The 16,506-nt window shown below is 67.2% G+C and carries 19 protein-coding genes; 10 read left to right on the forward strand and 9 right to left on the reverse strand.

Features of this window, described 5'->3' with window-relative positions; genetic code table 11:
- Window positions 1–42: 42 nt before the first annotated feature.
- The gene (locus tag ABWP22_RS12175; RefSeq protein ID WP_353200247.1) at window positions 43–774 is read right to left on the reverse strand and encodes an HAD family hydrolase; all 732 of its coding nucleotides are present in this window, start codon (window positions 772–774) and stop codon (window positions 43–45) included.
- Between the two features lie 35 nt (window positions 775–809).
- On the opposite strand from ABWP22_RS12175, the gene ABWP22_RS12180 reads away from it, so the two are divergent.
- The 7 genes from ABWP22_RS12180 to ABWP22_RS12210 all read left to right on the forward strand — a co-directional run bounded on the left by ABWP22_RS12180 (window position 810) and on the right by ABWP22_RS12210 (window position 7,287).
- On the forward strand, window positions 810–1,940 hold the full coding sequence (locus ABWP22_RS12180; RefSeq protein WP_353200248.1) for an ABC transporter permease: 1,131 nt from the start codon (window positions 810–812) through the stop codon (window positions 1,938–1,940).
- Entirely contained in the window at window positions 1,940–2,767 is an 828-nt protein-coding gene (locus ABWP22_RS12185; protein ID WP_353200249.1) for an ABC transporter ATP-binding protein, read from the forward strand. Before ABWP22_RS12180 ends, ABWP22_RS12185 begins: the two co-directional genes overlap by 1 nt.
- Complete coding sequence (locus ABWP22_RS12190; RefSeq protein WP_353200250.1) at window positions 2,767–3,726, forward strand: MlaD family protein; 960 nt, start codon at window positions 2,767–2,769, stop codon at window positions 3,724–3,726. Before ABWP22_RS12185 ends, ABWP22_RS12190 begins: the two co-directional genes overlap by 1 nt.
- Window positions 3,723–4,322, forward strand: a complete 600-nt coding sequence (locus ABWP22_RS12195; protein WP_353200251.1) for an ABC-type transport auxiliary lipoprotein family protein — start codon at window positions 3,723–3,725, stop codon at window positions 4,320–4,322. The genes ABWP22_RS12190 and ABWP22_RS12195 overlap by 4 nt, the downstream gene beginning before the upstream one ends.
- Window positions 4,323–4,400: 78 nt before the next feature.
- Entirely contained in the window at window positions 4,401–5,336 is a 936-nt protein-coding gene (locus ABWP22_RS12200; RefSeq protein ID WP_353200252.1) for an alpha/beta hydrolase, read from the forward strand.
- The gene (locus ABWP22_RS12205; RefSeq protein WP_353200253.1) at window positions 5,333–5,830 is read left to right on the forward strand and encodes an RNA pyrophosphohydrolase; all 498 of its coding nucleotides are present in this window, start codon (window positions 5,333–5,335) and stop codon (window positions 5,828–5,830) included. Before ABWP22_RS12200 ends, ABWP22_RS12205 begins: the two co-directional genes overlap by 4 nt.
- Entirely contained in the window at window positions 5,827–7,287 is a 1,461-nt protein-coding gene (locus ABWP22_RS12210; protein WP_353200254.1) for a CehA/McbA family metallohydrolase, read from the forward strand. Before ABWP22_RS12205 ends, ABWP22_RS12210 begins: the two co-directional genes overlap by 4 nt.
- A gap of 21 nt (window positions 7,288–7,308) precedes the next feature.
- On the opposite strand, the gene ABWP22_RS12215 is transcribed toward ABWP22_RS12210, so the two are convergent.
- Window positions 7,309–8,547 carry an MFS transporter gene (locus ABWP22_RS12215; RefSeq protein WP_353200255.1) on the reverse strand — a complete coding sequence of 413 codons (1,239 nt, stop codon included), beginning with the start codon at window positions 8,545–8,547 and terminating at the stop codon, window positions 7,309–7,311.
- A 115-nt stretch (window positions 8,548–8,662) separates the two neighbouring features.
- On the opposite strand from ABWP22_RS12215, the gene ABWP22_RS12220 reads away from it, so the two are divergent.
- Window positions 8,663–9,067, forward strand: a complete 405-nt coding sequence (locus tag ABWP22_RS12220) for a GFA family protein (protein WP_353200256.1) — start codon at window positions 8,663–8,665, stop codon at window positions 9,065–9,067.
- An 8-nt stretch (window positions 9,068–9,075) separates the two neighbouring features.
- Here the strand turns inward: ABWP22_RS12220 and ABWP22_RS12225 are convergent, their stop codons facing one another.
- From ABWP22_RS12225 to rpmH, 7 genes are all read right to left on the reverse strand, one after another.
- Window positions 9,076–9,705 carry a hypothetical protein gene (locus tag ABWP22_RS12225; protein WP_353200257.1) on the reverse strand — a complete coding sequence of 210 codons (630 nt, stop codon included), beginning with the start codon at window positions 9,703–9,705 and terminating at the stop codon, window positions 9,076–9,078.
- A gap of 160 nt (window positions 9,706–9,865) precedes the next feature.
- Complete coding sequence (gene thiS, locus ABWP22_RS12230; RefSeq protein WP_353200258.1) at window positions 9,866–10,843, reverse strand: sulfur carrier protein ThiS; 978 nt, start codon at window positions 10,841–10,843, stop codon at window positions 9,866–9,868.
- Window positions 10,840–11,487 (reverse strand): ribosome biogenesis GTP-binding protein YihA/YsxC, encoded by a 648-nt coding sequence (gene yihA, locus ABWP22_RS12235; protein ID WP_353200259.1) that lies wholly within the window; start codon window positions 11,485–11,487, stop codon window positions 10,840–10,842. The genes thiS and yihA overlap by 4 nt, the downstream gene beginning before the upstream one ends.
- The gene (gene yidC, locus ABWP22_RS12240) at window positions 11,484–13,316 is read right to left on the reverse strand and encodes a membrane protein insertase YidC (RefSeq protein ID WP_353200260.1); all 1,833 of its coding nucleotides are present in this window, start codon (window positions 13,314–13,316) and stop codon (window positions 11,484–11,486) included. The genes yihA and yidC overlap by 4 nt, the downstream gene beginning before the upstream one ends.
- A 51-nt stretch (window positions 13,317–13,367) precedes the next feature.
- Window positions 13,368–13,577: a membrane protein insertion efficiency factor YidD gene (yidD, locus tag ABWP22_RS12245; protein ID WP_353200261.1), complete on the reverse strand. Its 210-nt coding sequence runs from the start codon at window positions 13,575–13,577 to the stop codon at window positions 13,368–13,370.
- Window positions 13,574–13,936: a ribonuclease P protein component gene (rnpA, locus tag ABWP22_RS12250; RefSeq protein WP_353200262.1), complete on the reverse strand. Its 363-nt coding sequence runs from the start codon at window positions 13,934–13,936 to the stop codon at window positions 13,574–13,576. The genes yidD and rnpA overlap by 4 nt, the downstream gene beginning before the upstream one ends.
- A 5-nt stretch (window positions 13,937–13,941) precedes the next feature.
- On the reverse strand, window positions 13,942–14,076 hold the full coding sequence (gene rpmH, locus ABWP22_RS12255; protein WP_310475467.1) for a 50S ribosomal protein L34: 135 nt from the start codon (window positions 14,074–14,076) through the stop codon (window positions 13,942–13,944).
- A gap of 138 nt (window positions 14,077–14,214) precedes the next feature.
- Between rpmH and argJ the strand changes: the two genes are divergently transcribed.
- Window positions 14,215–15,438 (forward strand): bifunctional glutamate N-acetyltransferase/amino-acid acetyltransferase ArgJ, encoded by a 1,224-nt coding sequence (gene argJ / locus ABWP22_RS12260; RefSeq protein ID WP_353200263.1) that lies wholly within the window; start codon window positions 14,215–14,217, stop codon window positions 15,436–15,438.
- Between the two features lie 6 nt (window positions 15,439–15,444).
- Complete coding sequence (locus tag ABWP22_RS12265) at window positions 15,445–16,380, forward strand: glutathione S-transferase family protein (RefSeq protein ID WP_353200264.1); 936 nt, start codon at window positions 15,445–15,447, stop codon at window positions 16,378–16,380.
- Window positions 16,381–16,506: the final 126 nt, after the last annotated feature.

The following is a 16,506-nucleotide window of genomic DNA, read 5'->3' on the forward strand; positions in this document are numbered from 1 at the left end:
CTTCAGTTCCCTCCCCCTTGCGGGGAGGGCGTTAAATCAACTTCAGGCCCGTTCCAGCAGACTGCCCTGAATCCGCCCCCACACCGCCATCGGCCAGCCGCGCGCCGTGGCGATTGCCTCCAGCTTTCGCGACGGGTTGGCGCACAACACGCGGCCGCCGCTGGCCAGCGCCAGCTCGAAACACGGCAGATCGCTGTGATGGTCGCTGGTGAAGTGCACCACCGCACCTTGCAATCCCTCACGCACCAGCCAGGCTGCCAGCGCGGCCGCTTTGGCGGGGCCATAGTTGTTTTCGCCGTCCAGCGCCGGCAGCACAGCATCGCCCACCCGCGCCGCTTCGGTGGCGATCACATCTGCCACTCCCAGCCGGGCGGCAATGGCCCGCACATAGAATCCGTGGCTGGCCGAAGCGATCACCACCCGCCGCCCAGCCCGCGCATCGGCGGCAATCGCCAGCCGCGCCGGCGCCAGCGCGTGCGCGGCCACAAATTGCTCGGCAAAATCCTCTGCCACCGCCGCCAGCTGCGCCGCCGATACGCGTGGACCGATCAGCCAGCGATGCGACCAGGCCTTCAACCCGCCGCGTGACATCCAGCCCAGGCCGTGCGCGACCCCGCCCAGCGCCACCACCGGCAACAGCAACAGCCGCCACGGCACCACATGCTGCATCCAGAAGCGCAGAAATGGCACCCAGCTGCCGGCGTCGGTCAATGTCCGATCCAGATCGTAAACCGCAACTTCGGCGGGGGCTGGGGGAAATGCGACACTTGGCATTTGTCAGCACATAGACCAGTTTGCAGGCGATGGTCATGGACAAGCTTTGGGACGTCGATTGGTCTCCGCCGGATCAGGCGGACGCGCGCGTCGTGCTGTCCGGCCGGTTGACGCTCGATTCGATCACCGAACTGGATAATGCGCTCACGGGGCGCCGCCCGGCCGGCTTCGGCCTTGCCATCGATCTGAAGGGCGTGACCGGGATCGACACTGCGGGCGCCTGGGCGGTCAATGGCCTGGTGCAGCGCTGGAATGAAGCCGGTGTGCCGGCCCAGCTGGAAGGCGCCGCACCCGATGTGGAGCGGTTGGTCGGCGCGCTGATCGTGCGGCCATTGCGGGTGGTGCGCCGCGCCCGCGGCAACCCGATCATCGATCGGCTGGAACGCATCGGCCGCGCCGTGACCGCTCAGGCGAAGAATGTCGCGTCCTTTGTCGGCTTTCTCGGCGAAGTGCTGGTCGTGCTGGCCCAGACGTTGATCGGTCGGCGCCGTCTGCGCGGCCATGCGGTGATCCACCAGGCCGAAGCCATCGGAGTCAGCGCGCTCGGCATTGTCGGCTTGTTGCTGTTTCTGGTCGGGCTGGTGGTGGCGCAGCAGGGCGCGGTACAGTTGCGCCAGTTTGGCGCCGACATCTTCACGGTCAACCTGATCGGGCGCGCCACCACGCGCGAGCTGGGCATCTTGCTGACGGCGATCATGGTGGCGGGGCGGTCGGGATCGGCGTTTGCCGCGCAGATCGGATCGATGAAGCTGAATCAGGAAATCGACGCGCTGCGCACCATCGGCCTTGATCCCATCGAAGTGCTGGTGATCCCGCGGGTGATCGCCGCCTCGCTGATGATGCTCGGCCTCGCCTTTTATGGCATCGTGTGCGCGCTGATCGCTGGCGGTCTGTTCGTGTGGGCGGAACTGGACATGCCGCCCGGCGCTTATCTGCTGCGCTTGCAGGAGGTGATTCCGCTGTCGGATTTCGTCATCGGCATGGTCAAGGCGCCGGTGTTCGGGTTCATCATCGCGCTGATGGGCTGTTTCCACGGTTTCAACGTCACCGGCAACGCCGAATCGGTCGGCAACAGCACCACGCAGGCGGTGGTCGAATCGATCTTCGTGGTGATCGTGTTCGATGCGCTGTTCGCGTTTTTCTTCAGCTTTCTGGGCTATAATTGATGGATGCCCAGGGCCCCATATTGTCCCCCACCTTGCCCGACGATGCCGATGTCGCGGTGCGCGTGCGCGGGCTGGTCACCGGCTTTGGTGACAAGGTGATTCACGACGGGCTCGATCTCGATGTGGCCAGGGGCGAGATTCTCGGCCTGGTCGGCGGTTCGGGCAGCGGCAAATCGGTGCTGATGCGTACCATCATCGGGTTGCAGACCGCGCGCGCCGGCCGCATCGCGATTTTCGGCCATGATGCGCTCGATCCCGACCCGGAAGCGCAGCGCGCGCTGCGTCGCAAATGGGGCGTGCTGTTTCAGGAAGGCGCGCTGTTTTCCGGGCTGACGGTGGCCGAAAACATCGAAGTGCCGATGCGCGAGTATCTGGCGCTGCCCGATGCGGTGCTGGCCGGGCTGGCGGCGGCGCGGCTGCGGCTGGTCGGCCTGCCCGCCGATGCCGGCGCGAAATTCCCGTCCGAACTGTCGGGCGGCATGAAGAAGCGCGCCGGCCTGGCCCGCGCGCTGGCGCTCGATCCGCCGCTGCTGTTCCTTGATGAACCCACCGCCGGGCTCGATCCGATTTCGGCCGCTGCCTTCGATGATCTGATCAAGGTGCTCAAGGAAACGCTGGGGCTCACCCTGTTCCTGATCACCCATGATCTCGATACGCTGATCGCCATCTGCGATCGGGTGGCGGTGCTCGGTGAAGGCCGGGTGCTGGCGTGCGGCACCATCGAACAGTTGCGCAATTTTGATCATCCCTGGGTGCAGGCCTATTTTGCCGGCGCCCGCGGCCGCGCCGCCACCAGCGGCACGCCCAATGAGACGAAAGCAGCCTGATGGAAAAGCGCAGCAATTTCGTTCTTGTCGGTGCGGTGGCGCTGGCCATGGTGATCGGCATTTTCGTGATGGTGGTCTGGCTTTCGCGCTATTCCGGCGGCGATCATCAGGATTTCGACATCTATTTCAAACAATCGGTGAACGGCCTGGCGGTGGGATCGCCGGTGGCGTTCAACGGCGTGCCGGTGGGCAAGATCACCGAAATCCGCATCCCACTGGAATCGCCGCAACTGGTGCGGGTGCGCATCCAGGTGAACGAGGATGTGCCGGTGCTGAAGGGCACCACGGCTGCCGTGGAAGGCGTCGGCTTCACCGGCGTGTCGCAGATCCAGTTGCGCGGCGTGATGCAGGGCGCGGAGCCCATCACCGAACCGGGCCGCTATGGCGTGCCGGTTATCCCGGCGCGCACCGGGGGCCTCGGCGAACTGCTCAACACCGCACCGGAAATCGTCGCCAATGTCGCGAAACTCACCGATCGGCTGAACGACGTGCTGCGCGATGAAAACCGCGCCGCCTTGAACGGCATGCTGAAGAATCTGGATGTGACCACCGCGGCGCTGGCGAAAAGCACGCCTGATCTCGCCGCCGCGCTTACCGAGGCTCGCGCCACCATGGCCGCGGCCACCGCCGCGCTGCACCGCGTCGATGCCTTGGCCGCATCGGGCCAGACGGTGGTGGAAAGCGACATCCGCCCCCTCGCCGCCGATCTGCGCCGCGCCGCCGCCAGCACGCAGGCGACCATGGCCAGGGTGGAGGCCATTGCCGGCAATGCGCAACCGGCGGTGGACATGCTGTCGAACCAGACCCTGCCGGAAATCACGCAATTGATCCGCGAATTGCGCGAAACCAGCAGCCGGCTGGGCGCCGTCGCCGCCAAGCTGGACGAAGACCCGGCCGGCACGCTGATCGGTGGCCGCACCCTGCCCGAATATCAGCCACCGAAGGAGGACCAAAAATGATCCGAGCCCTCCTGCCGGTTTCGCTGGCACTGGCGCTCAGCGCCTGCGGCCCCCTGGTGCAGATCGGCGGCAATGCCCCGGCGCCGGCCGCGTTGCTGGTGCTGCGCAGCGACGTGCCGCCGCCGGCCTGGGCTGGCCCGACCGCGCTGGCCGACACGCTGGCCATCGCCGTGCCCGATGTGCCGGCGGAATTGCAGACCCTGCGCCTGCCGGTGCAGTTGGACGGCGCCAGCGTGCAATATCTGGCGGGTGCGAGCTGGTCCGAACAGCCCAACCGGCAATTTCAGCGCCTGCTGAACGATCGGCTGGCGGCGGCCGGCATTGCGGTGCTCGATTCGCGCGGCGGCAATGTTGCGGCGGCGCGCGTGCTGACCGGGCATTTGCGCGAATTCGGCCTGGATGTGCGGGGCAATCCGATGGTGCGCGTGCGTTATGATGCACAACTCGCCGGCCCGCGCAGCGCCGGCACCGTCGCGCTGAGAAGCTTCATCGCCGAAGAGCCGGTGCCCAGGCAGCAGCCGGCAGCGGTGGCCGGAGCGCTGTCACGAGCAAGCAACCGGCTCGCGGCTGAGGTGGCAGCGTGGGTGAAGGGTTAAGGAACGCCCCCACCCAAATTCACCGGTTGCCCGCCGCCACCGCCCGCCTACAAAGGGCAAAACAAGGGGAGCCACCACATGCCTTATGTTCGTCCGGACGTGCAAAACCTGCTTGGCATGATGGCCGCACAGCCAGGCCCACCGCTCAGCGCACTGTCCCCGCAGGAAGGCCGCGCGATGATGAGCGGCATGACCCAGATGCTCGAACGGCCGCGCGGGGAGATTGCGACCACCGATCTGACCATCCCCGGCAACATCAAGGCCCGGCTGTACACACCGGCCAATGTCGATGCTGCCGGGCCGGTGCTGATGTATTTTCATGGCGGCGGCTGGGTGATTGGCGATCTTGATACCCATGATCCCTTGTGCGCCGAAATCGCCCGGCTGCTGGCGATGCGGCTCGTATCCGTGGACTATCGCATGGCCCCCGAAGCGGCCTTTCCGGCGGCCATCGACGATTGCGTGGCCGCCACGCGCTGGGCCGCCGGATCGCCGGCCGACTTGGGCGGCGCTGTTACGGGGGTGATTCCGGCTGGGGACAGTGCCGGCGGCAATCTGGCCGCCGCAGTCACCAACGCGCTGCACGGGCAGTTGCCCGTGCCGATCCTGGCGCAATGGCTGATCTATCCGGTTACCGACATGACGGCGACGGCCGGTTCGATGGCCGAGTTTGCCGATGGCTATGTGCTGACCGCCGATGCGATGGCGTGGTTCATCGGCCTGTACATGGCCGGCAGTGAAGCGGATTTGCGTGAGCCCCACGCCAGCCCGCTGTTTGCGCAAACGCTGGCCGGCCTGCCGCCGACGCTGATCAACACCTGCGGCCTCGATCCGCTGCGTGATCAGGGCCGCGCCTATGCCGCCCGCCTGATCGAATATGGCGTGCGCGTCAGCTACCACGAGGCCGCCGGCCAGATCCACGGCTGCTTCACGATGCGGCAGGGCATCCCGAGTGCGCATGATGATCTGCTCGGTTGCATCGCCGATCTGAAGCTGCTTTTGGGCCGCGCATGACCCCCTCTGCTGCCCCGCGCGAACATCCCTCCGGCCTGCCCTATCGGCCCTGTGTGGGGGTGATGCTGGTCAACGCCGAAGGCCTGGTCTTCACCGGCCAGCGCCTCGATCAGATGGTCGAGGCGTGGCAGATGCCGCAGGGCGGCATCGATCCCGGCGAAGACCCGTATGACACCGCCCTGCGCGAATTGTGGGAGGAAACCGGTGTCGATCCGGCGCTGACCCAGCTGCTCGGCGAAACGCCGGACTGGCATTATTATGATCTGCCCGACGAGCTGATCGGCAGGATCTGGAAGGGCAAGTTCGCCGGCCAGCGCCAGAAATGGTATGCGCTGCGCTTCCTGGGCACGGATGCCGACGTGAACATCGCCACCGCCCACCCGGAATTCCGGACCTGGCGCTGGAGCCCGCTCGATTCGCTGGTCGAGATGGCCGCGCCGTTCAAGCGTGAACTTTATGCCGATGTGATCGGCGTGCTGCGCACCGCTCTGTGATCCGGCGCGCGAGACTGCGCGCGCTCCTTGCCCTGCTGCTGGGGCTGATCCAGCCGGCCCTCGCGGCCGAACCGGACCTTCGGCTGAGCGGCACCATCACCGGCGCCGATCATCAGCATTTCATCGCCACGCCCTTCGCGGTGCCGGCCGGCGTGACCGCGTTCAGCGTCGATTTCTCTTATGATCGCAGCGGCGGCACGGTGATCGATCTCGGCCTGTTTGAAGGCCAACGCTTCCGTGGCTGGAGCGGCGGCAACAAGGCGCAATTCGTGGTGGGGGACATGGTGGCGACGCCGTCCTACCTGGCCGGGCCGGTTGCGGGCCGCCGTTTCACGCTGTTGATGGGCGTGCCGAATGCGAAGCCCGGCAGCCGCAGCGACTGGCGCGCCGACATAGACTTCGCACCCGCCGCCACCCCGCCACTGCGCAGCGGCCCCGGCTGGTATCGCGGCGATCTGCACAGCCACAGCGGCCACAGTGACGGCACCTGCGCCAACGATGCCGGCGCGCGCGTGCCCTGCCCCGTCCATCGCAGCGTCGAAGCCGCCGCCCGCGCCGGCCTCGATTTCCTGGCGGTCACCGATCACAACACGGTTTCGCACCTGTCCGAACTGGCCGGCCTGCAACCGGCCTTCTCGCGGCTGCTGCTGATCCCCGGCCAGGAGGTGACGAGCTTCCAGGGCCACGCCAATATGCTGGGCGTCACGGCGCTGGCAGAATTCCGCATCGGCACACCGCAAGTGCCCGATGGCGCCGCCTGGAGCCGGGCCATGGCGAAGCTGGGCGGGGTCGTCTCGATCAATCACCCGGCGCTGCCATCCGGCGCGGCCTGCATGGGCTGCGGCTGGACGTTGGCGGGCACCGATTGGCGCGGCGTCACTGCCATCGAGATCGCCAACGGCGGCGCCATGGCGGCGCTCGGCGGACGCCTCGATACGCCGCTGTCAGGCATCAAGTTCTGGGAGAGCCTCCTCAACGCCGGCCACCACCTCGCGCCGATCGCCGGCAGCGACAATCACGATCCCACCATTGCCGCCCCCGACGCCCGCGCCATCGGCCGCATCGTCACCGCCGTCTGGGCCGACGCGCTTTCCACCCCCGCCATCATGGCTGGCCTGCGCGCCGGCCGCGTGTTCGTGGATACCGACGCCGCGGCGGGGCGCACGCTCGACCTGTTCGCGATCACCCCGGCCGGCAAGATCCCGATGGGCGGCACCGCGCGCCTGCCGCCCGGCGGGGTGCTGCCCGTCGAAATCGCCCTCACCCGCTGCGCGAATTGCACCCTCACCCTGATCGTCAACGGCACCGCCCAGCCACCGCGCAGCGTCACCGGGCCAGACACGCTGCTGGCGCTAAACGCGCCCATCACCCGCCCCGGTTGGCTGCGGGCGGAGGTACGCGACGCGGCGGGCCGGCTGGTGCTGGTCGGCAATGCAGTGCATGTGGCGGCGCAATAAGCCGCACCGTTCACGCGCGCGCTATCGCTGCGACCAGTCGATCGGTTCCGCCCGCGGCACCAGCACGGCCAGGCTGAACAGGGCGATCAACGGCATCCCGGCGGCCAGCGCGAAGGCGGCGTTGTAGCTGCCGGTCGCATCGATGATGGCCCCGGTGATCAGCGGGTTGACGATGCCGGCGATGTTGCCAAATCCGTTCTGGACCCCGGTCCACTTGCCCACCGCCGTCGGCCCGGCAAACATCTGCGCCATCATGTTGACGCAGACATGCATGATGCCGATCCCGAACCCGGCCAGCAGCAGCGCCGCGACAAGGCTTGACTGACTGTTCGACAGCGGAATGCCGGCCAGACCTGCTGCGGTCAGTATCGTGCCCAGCATGGCGCCGCTGCGGCGCACTGCCCCCGGGGCAAGGCCGCGCTGCAACAGGCGATCATTCACCTTGCCGGCCATCAGCGCCGCCACGGCCTGCGCGGCAAAGGCCAGCGCGCCAATCCACGCCATGTCAGCCAGGCTGTAATGGCGCACGTCCACCAGCCACAGCGGCAGCCAGGTGACGAGGAAATACAGGCCGAAGCCCCAGCACACCTGGGCCAGCGAGAGCGACAGGGCCGCGCGGGTGACGAGGATCTGCAGATAGGTCGGGCCACCGCCGCCAGCGCCGCCATGCGCGGCCGGCGGCGGCAGGCGGCGGATGGTGACAATCCACGGCACCAGCCACAGCAGCGAGGCGATGCCCACGATGGCAAACAGCCAGCGCCAATCCAGCGCCGCCAGCAGCAGCCCGCCGGCCAGCGTGCCAAAGGCTGGCCCCAGCGCCAGGCCAATGGACAGTGCTGCATTGGCCTCCCCCTGCCGGGCGGCATCGACATGATCGACAATCAGCTTGAACAGCGCCGGAAAGGTCACGGCCTCACCCACCGCCAGCAGCAGGCGCAGCAGCACCAGCGCCAGCAGGCCGTTGGCCAGCCCGGTCAAGGCCGTCGCCAGCCCCCACAGGCCAAGCCCGGCCGCCAGCAACCAGCCGGCGTGGCTGCGACCGACCAGCCAGCCTGCCACCAACTGGCCAGGGGCATAGACCCAGAAGAAGGCGGACGCCGCGAGGCCATATTCGGTGGCGCTGAGGCCAAGATCGGCCTTCAGCCGCGGCGCGGCGATGCCCAGCGTGCCGCGATCGACATAGTTGATGAACACCGCCAGTCCGATCAGCCAGACCAGCGCCGTCACCGCCCCCGCCCGCGCGCCTGCCTGTGCCATCATCACCCCCGCCGTTGCAACGTGGGCGGCGGCCTGCAGGCTGTCAAGCAAGGCGGCAATTGTGCTGCGCCCGCCGCCGCGTTAGCCTTTCCGGCACGACAACAGGGAGAACAGGATCATGGCCACTCTTGAAGGCGGCTGCCTGTGCCGCGCGGTGCGGTACAACGTGGCGGCGGAACCGGTGATGCAGGCGGTATGCCATTGCAAGAACTGCCAGCGCCAGGCCGGCAGCGGCTGGTCGATGATCATGGGCGTGCCGGCGGCAGCGCTGAGCGTCATCGGCGAAGTAAAGACCTTTGAGGACCATGGCGAGTCCGGCGGCGCGGTGCTGCGCCAGTTCTGCCCCAATTGCGGCTCGCCCTTGTTCAGCCGCGTCTCGGCTGCGCCCGATCTCGTCTTCATCAAGGCCGGCACACTGGACGACACCAGCGCCTTCACCCCGCAGATGCAGTTCTGGACCGACAGCAAGCAGCACTGGGTGGAGATCGCCGGCGTGCCTGGCGTTGCCCGCAATCCAGGTTAGATCAACCGCTAGCAGGCCCAGCGGAAATATTCCGAATCTATGGGCACGCCAAGGCGCGATTGTCGGCAATCGCGGATGGCTTCCTGCACCGATTGGGGTGCCAGCTGCGCCAGTTGCGGGCCGGCATCCAGCGTGACAGTGCGCGCGGCAAAGTCTGCCATGATCCGCGGCTGCAGTCGCGCCCGTGGCCCGTCCCTGACAGCTGGGCACCAGCCCTCCCCGCAATTGGGAGCTCCATAGGCCAGTATCAGCGCGGTCCGCAGTTGCTCGGGCGACAGCGTGGAAGGCATTTGCAGAGCGGCCCGCGACAGCGCCGCACCGCGCGGCATCTGCACGAAATCCAGCGCGAAAGCCTCGCCGTTGGGGCCCTCGAAACGGGCAGCGGAAATGGAACCACGATAGCGGCGCTCGACGCTGGTCTTGGTCTGCTTCCCGACCAGCGCATACCACGACGGGCCGGACTGGAATCCGATCAGCCTGAAGCCCCGCCCTTCGAGGAAGCGGCGCGCCGTTACGGCCGCCATGCCAAAGTGCAGGCCAAGCAGATCATCGCGGGCCTGGGTCTGTTGGGCGACAGGCGTTGCAACCGCGTCGCTTTCTGCGGCCTGCACCGGGGCCGCTGTCGCCAGCATGGCCAACGCCAAGGCCGCGATTTTCCCAATGCACCTTGGCCACAGATTGATCGTCATCGCCTTTCCTTCCAGCGCATCTTCGACCCTGCATTACACACATGTAATGTTTGGACATGAACAGCGGCTGAATGTCAGATGCGGGGACGCGGGCCGCAGGCCGGCGCCTTCAGATCAAGCCCGCCAGCGGGCTCGACGGGTCGGCATAGCGGCGCTTGCCCATGCGCCCGGCGCGATAGGAAAGGCGGCCGGATTCGACCGCCAGTTTCATCGCACGTGCCATCAGGATCGGGTCCTTGGCTTCGGCAATCGCCGTGTTCATCAGCACGCCGGCGCAGCCCAGTTCCATGGCCACGGCGGCATCCGATGCCGTGCCCACCCCGGCATCGATCAGCACCGGCACCTTGGCATTTTCGACGATCAGCCGCAGCGTCACCGGGTTCTGGATGCCAAGGCCGGAACCGATCAGGCTGCCCAGCGGCATGATCGCGGCGGCGCCCAACTCTTCCAGCTTCTTCGCGGCGATGGGATCATCGGCGCAATAGACCATCACCTCAAAGCCATCCTTCACCAGGATATCGGTGGCGCGCAGCGTTTCGGCCATGTCGGGATAGAGGGTGCGCGCTTCGCCGAGCACTTCGAGTTTCACCAGATTCCAGCCCCCCGCCTCGCGCGCCAGGCGCAGCGTGCGGATGGCATCGTCCGCGGTGAAGCAGCCGGCCGTGTTGGGCAGATAGGTGAAGCGCTTGGGATCGATATAGTCCGTCAGCATCGGCGCATTGCGATCGGTGACATTCACCCGCCGCACCGCGACCGTGACGATTTCGGCACCCGAAGCCGCCACCGCAGCGGCGTTCTGGGCATAATCCTTGTACTTGCCGGTGCCGACGATCAGCCGCGACGTGAAGGTGCGACCCGCCACCGACCACGTATCGTCATCCTGACCACCACCAACGAAATGCACGATTTCCAGCGCATCGCCCTCGGCCAGCGTCACATCGGCGAACGAGGATCGCGGCACGATGGACAGATTGCGCTCCACCGCCACCTTGTCAGCCGGCAGATCGAGTTCGCGCAGCAGGTCCGCCACGCTGCATCCGTCCGCAACCCGGCGCGGATCGCCGTTCAGGGTGATGGTCAGGCTCATATCGTCGCCGCCGCCAGGATCGCGGCGCGCAGTTCGGGGATGCCCAGGCCCTTTTCCGCCGAGGTCGCAAACACCTGCGGATAGGCGGCGGGATGGATGCGGCTGGCGTTCAGCGTCGCTTCGGTCAGCGCCGCCAGCGCGCTCGGCTTGATCTTGTCCGCCTTGGTCAGCACCACCAGAAAGCTCATCGCCGCCTTGTCGAGAAGGGACATGATCTCGCGGTCCACCGGCTTGATGCCGTGGCGGCTGTCGATCAGCACCAGCACGCGGCGCAGCACGACGCGGCCACGCAGATAATCGAACACCAGATGTTTCCATTGCCGCACCACATCCTTGGGCGCTTCGGCAAAGCCATAGCCCGGCATGTCCACCAGCCGGAACATCGTGGGCTCCCCCACTTCGAAGATATTCAGTTCCTGCGTGCGCCCTGGCGTCACCGAGGTCCGCGCCAGGCCATGCCGGCCGGTGATGGCATTCAACAGCGAGGATTTGCCCACGTTCGATCGCCCGGCAAAGGCGACTTCCGGCACATCCGGCGCGGGCAGGAACTGCAGCTCCGGCGCGGACAGCAGGAAATTCACCGGCCCGGCAAAGCGCCGCCGCGCCAGTTCGATCAGATCATCCTGTTCGTCGTCCACGGTCACTTGCGGCGGCGCCCACCAGCAGGCGAGCGCGGCGGCGGCGGGTTGGGGCCCGGCTTGGCCGCCGGTTTTGCTGCAACCGGCTTGGCATCCACCACCATCTGCCCGGGCGGCGTCGCCGGGGTCGGGTATTTGCGGTTCATGTAAAGCTGCTGGGCGATCGAAACCAGGTTGTTGATCGTCCAATAGAGCTGCAACCCGGCGGCGAACGGCGCCATGAAGAACATGAACAGCCACGGCATCAGCGCGAACACCTGCTGCTGCACCGGGTCCATGGTGGCGGGGCTCAATTTCTGCTGCACATACATGGTGACGCCAAGCAGGATCGGCAGCACGCCCAGCGCGATCATCGCCGGTGGCTGCCAGGCGATCAGGCCGAACAGGTTCAAGGGCGTCAACGGATCCGGCGCCGACAGATCATGCAACCACAGCACGAACGGCTGGTGACGCATTTCGATGGAGATCAGCAACGTCTTGTAGAGCGCGTAGAAGATCGGAATCTGCAACAGGATCGGCAGGCACCCGGCGAGCGGATTGACCTTTTCCGTCTTGTAGATCGCCATCATCTCCTGCTGAATCTTCAGCTTGTCGTCCTTGTACTTCTCCTGGATGGCCTTCATTTTCGGGCCGACCAGGCGCATCTTGGCCATGGATTCATATTGCTTGTTGGCAATCGGGAACATGGCGGCACGCACGATCAGCGTCAGGCCGATGATCGCCACGCCGAAATTGCCGGTGAACTTGAACAGCCAATCAAGCAGATAGAAGATCGGCTTGGCGATCACTTCGAACCAGCCCCAGCTCACCGCCTTGTCGAGGCGCGGGATGCCGGATTCGGTGTAGCGATCCAGAAGATCGACCTCCTTGGCACCAGCAAACAGTTTCGCCGTGCTGGTGATGCGGCCACCGGCGGGCACATTGATCGCGCCGGCCAGCCAATCGGTTTGATACTGGCCCGCCGCGTGCTGGAACGTGGCGGTGATGCGCGCCTTCTGATCGGGAATGCTGGCGGCCAGCCAGTATTTCTCGGTCAGGCCCAGCCAGCCGCCGGTCGACGGGATATGCTGGGGGCCACCATCCTTCAGATCATCGAATTCGATGTCCGTGTCTTTCAACGTGCCATCAAGCACGGCGACCGGGCCGACATGGATATTGGTTTCGGCCTTTGCCGCTTCACCGCGGCGCGAGACCAGGCCGAAGGGTTGCAGGCTGATCGACTGACCGGTCGGATTGTCGATGCTCTGTTCCACCGTGAACATGTAATCGCCGTCGACACTGATCTTCTGGCGGAACACCAGGCCCTGCGCCGTGGTGCTCAGCGTGACCGGCGTGGTCGGCGTCAGCGTAGCGCGATCGGCGGTCCACACGGCGCTGGCCGGCGGCGCGGCACTGCCAACCCAGCCGAACTGCGCAAACTGCGCGTCGGCGGTGCCGCCCGGCGAAAACAGCCGGGTCGGTGGCGAATTGCCGTCCACCGTCTGGCGGTAACGCGGCAGCACCAGATCATCGAAGCGCGCACCGGTCAGATTGATCGACCCGGTGAGGCGCGGCGTGACGATGCGCACCCGCGCGCCGGCGGCGAGCGCCGCAGCGCGCGGCACGACAGCGGCCGCGCCGGCGATCGCCGGGGCGCTGCCCGGCGCCGCAGGGGCGGCAGAAGCAGAGGCGGGCGCCGTTGCGCCGGCAGAGACTGGGGCCGAAACCGGGGCCGGCACCGTATCGGGCGGCAGGAAGCGATCGGCCAGAAAGGTCCAGCCGATCAGCACCAGCGATGAAAGCAGTACGGCCAGCACGATGTTCTTCGTGTCGGGCGATTGATTGTCCTGGGCCAAGGCCTGTCTCTTTGCTGGCGGATTCGGGGGAATGTGGCTGCCTATAGCCGGTCATGGCACCGGGTCATAGCCCGATGGTCCCCATGGATGGCAACGGCCGATGCGACGGATGGCGAGCGCGCTGCCTTTGATGGGGCCATGGCGTTCGATGGCGGTGATGGCATAGGCCGAACAACTGGGGGTGAAGCGGCACGATGGCGGCATGACGGCGGAAAATGTCGCCTGCCAGATGCGGATCGGCCAGATCAGCAGGCGTTTCATCTGCGTTCGCGGGGTGTTGGTGGCGGCAGATGCGCCTTGCCCAACGCCTTGGCGAGATCGGCCTGCAACACGGCGAAATCGCGTGTCAGGCCGGTGTCGCGGCCAATCAGCACATGATCGGCGCCAGCATGGCCATGGGCGGGCAGTACCAGCCGGACGATCTCGCGCAGACGGCGTTTCAGCCGATTGCGCACCACGCTGTTGCCGATCTTCTTGGTGACGGTGAAGCCAGCGCGCATCGCGGACTCGCCATCGTCGCGCTGCCGCACCAGCAGCACAAAGCCGGCGGTTGGCACCCGCCGGCCCTGATTGGCGGCCAGAAAATCCCGCCGCAGCCGGATCGTGTCCGGCGCCTTCATTGGGATCAGGCCGAAAGCTTCTTGCGGCCACGCGCGCGGCGGGCGTGGATCACCTTGCGGCCGCCAACAGTGGCCATACGCGCGCGAAAGCCGTGGCGGCGGGCGCGGACGAGCTTGGACGGTTGATAGGTGCGCTTCATCGGGGCAGTCCTGAAAACAGATCGTGATGGTGACGGATGCCCGCCACCGGAAAGAGCGATGCCGATAAAGCGCACGCCGCGCAGAGTCAACCGTGGAAGCCTCTGGACAAGGCGCGCGCGCGTGGCAAAGGCGGAGCCATGACCATCTCGCCGCTCGCCCTGCCCTTCCCCGAACTGGCGCCGATCGCCGGCGTGCGCATCGGCACCGCCACCGTGCCCTACAAGCAATGGACGCGCGATTGCGTGACGCTGGTGGAATTGGCCCCCGGCACTGCGGTGGCCGGCGTCACCACCACCAGCAAATGCCCCTCCCCCGAAGTCGAACGTTGCCGCGCCAATCTGCCCGGCGGCCGCGCGCGCGGCCTGATCGTCAACGCCGGCAACAGCAATGCCTTCACGGGTCTTTCGGGTCGCCAGGCCGCGCAGGCGCAGGCGGCGCGGGTGGCCGAACGGCTGGGCTGTGCGCCCGATCAGGTGTTCAGCGCCTCCACCGGCGTCATCGGGGTGCCGCTGCCGGTTGATCTAGCGCTGGCCGGGGTGGACCGCGCCCACGCCGCCCTTGGCCAGGCGGATTTTCTGGCGGCCACCAACAGCATCGGCACCACCGACACCTTCCCCAAGGCCGCCACTGCCGCCGCCATGCTGGGCGCCACGCGCGTGACCATCACCGGCATCGTGAAAGGCAGCGGCATGATCGCGCCCGACATGGCGACGATGCTGGGCTTCATCTTCACCGACGCCGCCATCACGCCGCCACTGTGGCAGGCGATGTTGAGCGCTGCCGTGGGGGGCACGTTCAACGCCATCACCGTGGACAGCGACACCTCAACCTCTGACACCGTGCTGGCCTTCGCCACCGGCGCGGCTGGCAATCCCGAACTGGCGACGATGGAAGAGGCCGGTGCCGATGCGCTCGCCGCTGCGCTGGCCGACGTGTGCCGGCAGCTTGCCATCCTGGTGGTGCGCGACGGCGAAGGCGCGACCAAGTTGATCGAAGTGAATGTGGCCGGCGCGGTGGATGATGCCTCGGCCCGGCGCGTGGCGCTGTCCATCGCCAATTCGCCGCTGGTGAAAACCGCGATTGCCGGCGGCGACGCCAATTGGGGCCGTGTGGTGATGGCGGTCGGCAAGGCCGGCGAACCCGCCGAGCGCGACCTGCTCTCCATCCGTTTCGGCGACACGCTGGTGGCCGAACATGGCGCGGTGGTGCCCGGCTATGACGAAGCGCCGGTGGCCGCGCATCTGGCCGGCAGCGAGATCCGCATCACCGCCGATCTGGGCCTTGGGCCGGGCCGGGCGCGGGTGTGGACCTGCGACCTCACCCACGGCTACATCCGCATAAACGCCGATTACCGGAGTTGACCCGCCATGCTTCCCATTCTCTATCATTATGATGCATCGCCCTTCGCCGAACTGGTGCGCGCCGCGTTCGGGGTGAAGGGCATCGCCTGGGGCAGCGTGATGGTGCCCAATATCCTGCCCAAGCCGGACCAGACGCGGCTGACCGGCAGCTATGCCCGCACGCCGATGGTGCAGGTGGGCGCGGACATCTATTGCGACACCGGCGCGATCCTGCCGGCGCTGGAAGCACTGGGGGGGCGCTCGCTCTATCCCGCGCCGCTCGGCCCGCTGCACCGGATGATTGCCAGTTGGGCCAATGGCCCGCAGTTTCTTGCCCATGTCGGTGCCGCAATGGGCGCGATGCCGGCCGATGCGATGGGGGAAGGCTTCATAAAGGATCGCCAGGCGCGGTTCGGCATGGATCTGGGCCAACTCGGCAAATCGGCGCCGCATCTGACCGGTCAGGCCATGGTGGCCAGCGCCTGGTTGTCCGACACGCTGGCCGATGGCCGCGCGTTCATCGGCGGCGATGCGCCAGGCGCGGGCGATCTCGCGCTCTACAGCAATCTCTGGTTCGTGGCCGCGGTGCCGTTTGCCGCCGATACCGCTGCAGCGATGCTGGCCCGGCCCCATGTGGCGGACTGGTATGCGCGCCTGGCCGGCTTCGGCCATGGCGACCGGCAGGAACTGACCGCCGACGCCGCGTTGGCGCACGCTTCGGCCGCGCCGCTGCCGGTGTCAGGTGGGGTGGATGCGCCGTTCGCCGCCGGGATGATGGTGGGCGTGGCGCAAGAGGGCAATCGCGATGCACCGTCCGTCGGCCGCCTGCTGCGCTGCGACGCCGGCGGCATCGTCATTGCGCGCGACGTGGACGGCGCCGGCACGGTGCACGTGCATTTTCCGCGATTGGGGCAAGTCATAACCCCTCTCCCCTCGCGGGAGAGGGAGGGGCCCGCCGCGTAGCGGTGGGAGGGTGAGGGGGTGCGCGTGCGGACGCGCAGCAACCCCTCTCCCCGCTCGGCTGCGCCGAGCCGCCCTCTCCCCGCTCGGCTGCGCCGAGCCGCCCTCTCCCCGCTCGGCTGCGCCGAG

The sequence above is a fragment of the Sandarakinorhabdus sp. genome (assembly GCF_040398665.1).
Lineage (GTDB): Bacteria > Pseudomonadota > Alphaproteobacteria > Sphingomonadales > Sphingomonadaceae > Sandarakinorhabdus.

Bases quoted from the DNA above. Each gene is read 5' to 3' on its own strand.
- ABWP22_RS12175 (WP_353200247.1), bottom strand. From the start codon at position 774: ATGCCAAGTGTCGCATTTCCCCCAGCCCCCGCCGAAGTTGCGGTTTAC.
- ABWP22_RS12180 (WP_353200248.1), top strand. From the start codon at position 810: ATGGACAAGCTTTGGGACGTCGATTGGTCTCCGCCGGATCAGGCGGAC.
- ABWP22_RS12185 (WP_353200249.1), top strand. From the start codon at position 1,940: ATGGATGCCCAGGGCCCCATATTGTCCCCCACCTTGCCCGACGATGCC.
- ABWP22_RS12190 (WP_353200250.1), top strand. From the start codon at position 2,767: ATGGAAAAGCGCAGCAATTTCGTTCTTGTCGGTGCGGTGGCGCTGGCC.
- ABWP22_RS12195 (WP_353200251.1), top strand. From the start codon at position 3,723: ATGATCCGAGCCCTCCTGCCGGTTTCGCTGGCACTGGCGCTCAGCGCC.
- ABWP22_RS12200 (WP_353200252.1), top strand. From the start codon at position 4,401: ATGCCTTATGTTCGTCCGGACGTGCAAAACCTGCTTGGCATGATGGCC.
- ABWP22_RS12205 (WP_353200253.1), top strand. From the start codon at position 5,333: ATGACCCCCTCTGCTGCCCCGCGCGAACATCCCTCCGGCCTGCCCTAT.
- ABWP22_RS12215 (WP_353200255.1), bottom strand. From the start codon at position 8,547: ATGATGGCACAGGCAGGCGCGCGGGCGGGGGCGGTGACGGCGCTGGTC.
- ABWP22_RS12220 (WP_353200256.1), top strand. From the start codon at position 8,663: ATGGCCACTCTTGAAGGCGGCTGCCTGTGCCGCGCGGTGCGGTACAAC.
- thiS (WP_353200258.1), bottom strand. From the start codon at position 10,843: ATGAGCCTGACCATCACCCTGAACGGCGATCCGCGCCGGGTTGCGGAC.
- yidD (WP_353200261.1), bottom strand. From the start codon at position 13,577: ATGAAACGCCTGCTGATCTGGCCGATCCGCATCTGGCAGGCGACATTT.
- rnpA (WP_353200262.1), bottom strand. From the start codon at position 13,936: ATGAAGGCGCCGGACACGATCCGGCTGCGGCGGGATTTTCTGGCCGCC.
- rpmH (WP_310475467.1), bottom strand. From the start codon at position 14,076: ATGAAGCGCACCTATCAACCGTCCAAGCTCGTCCGCGCCCGCCGCCAC.
- argJ (WP_353200263.1), top strand. From the start codon at position 14,215: ATGACCATCTCGCCGCTCGCCCTGCCCTTCCCCGAACTGGCGCCGATC.
- ABWP22_RS12265 (WP_353200264.1), top strand. From the start codon at position 15,445: ATGCTTCCCATTCTCTATCATTATGATGCATCGCCCTTCGCCGAACTG.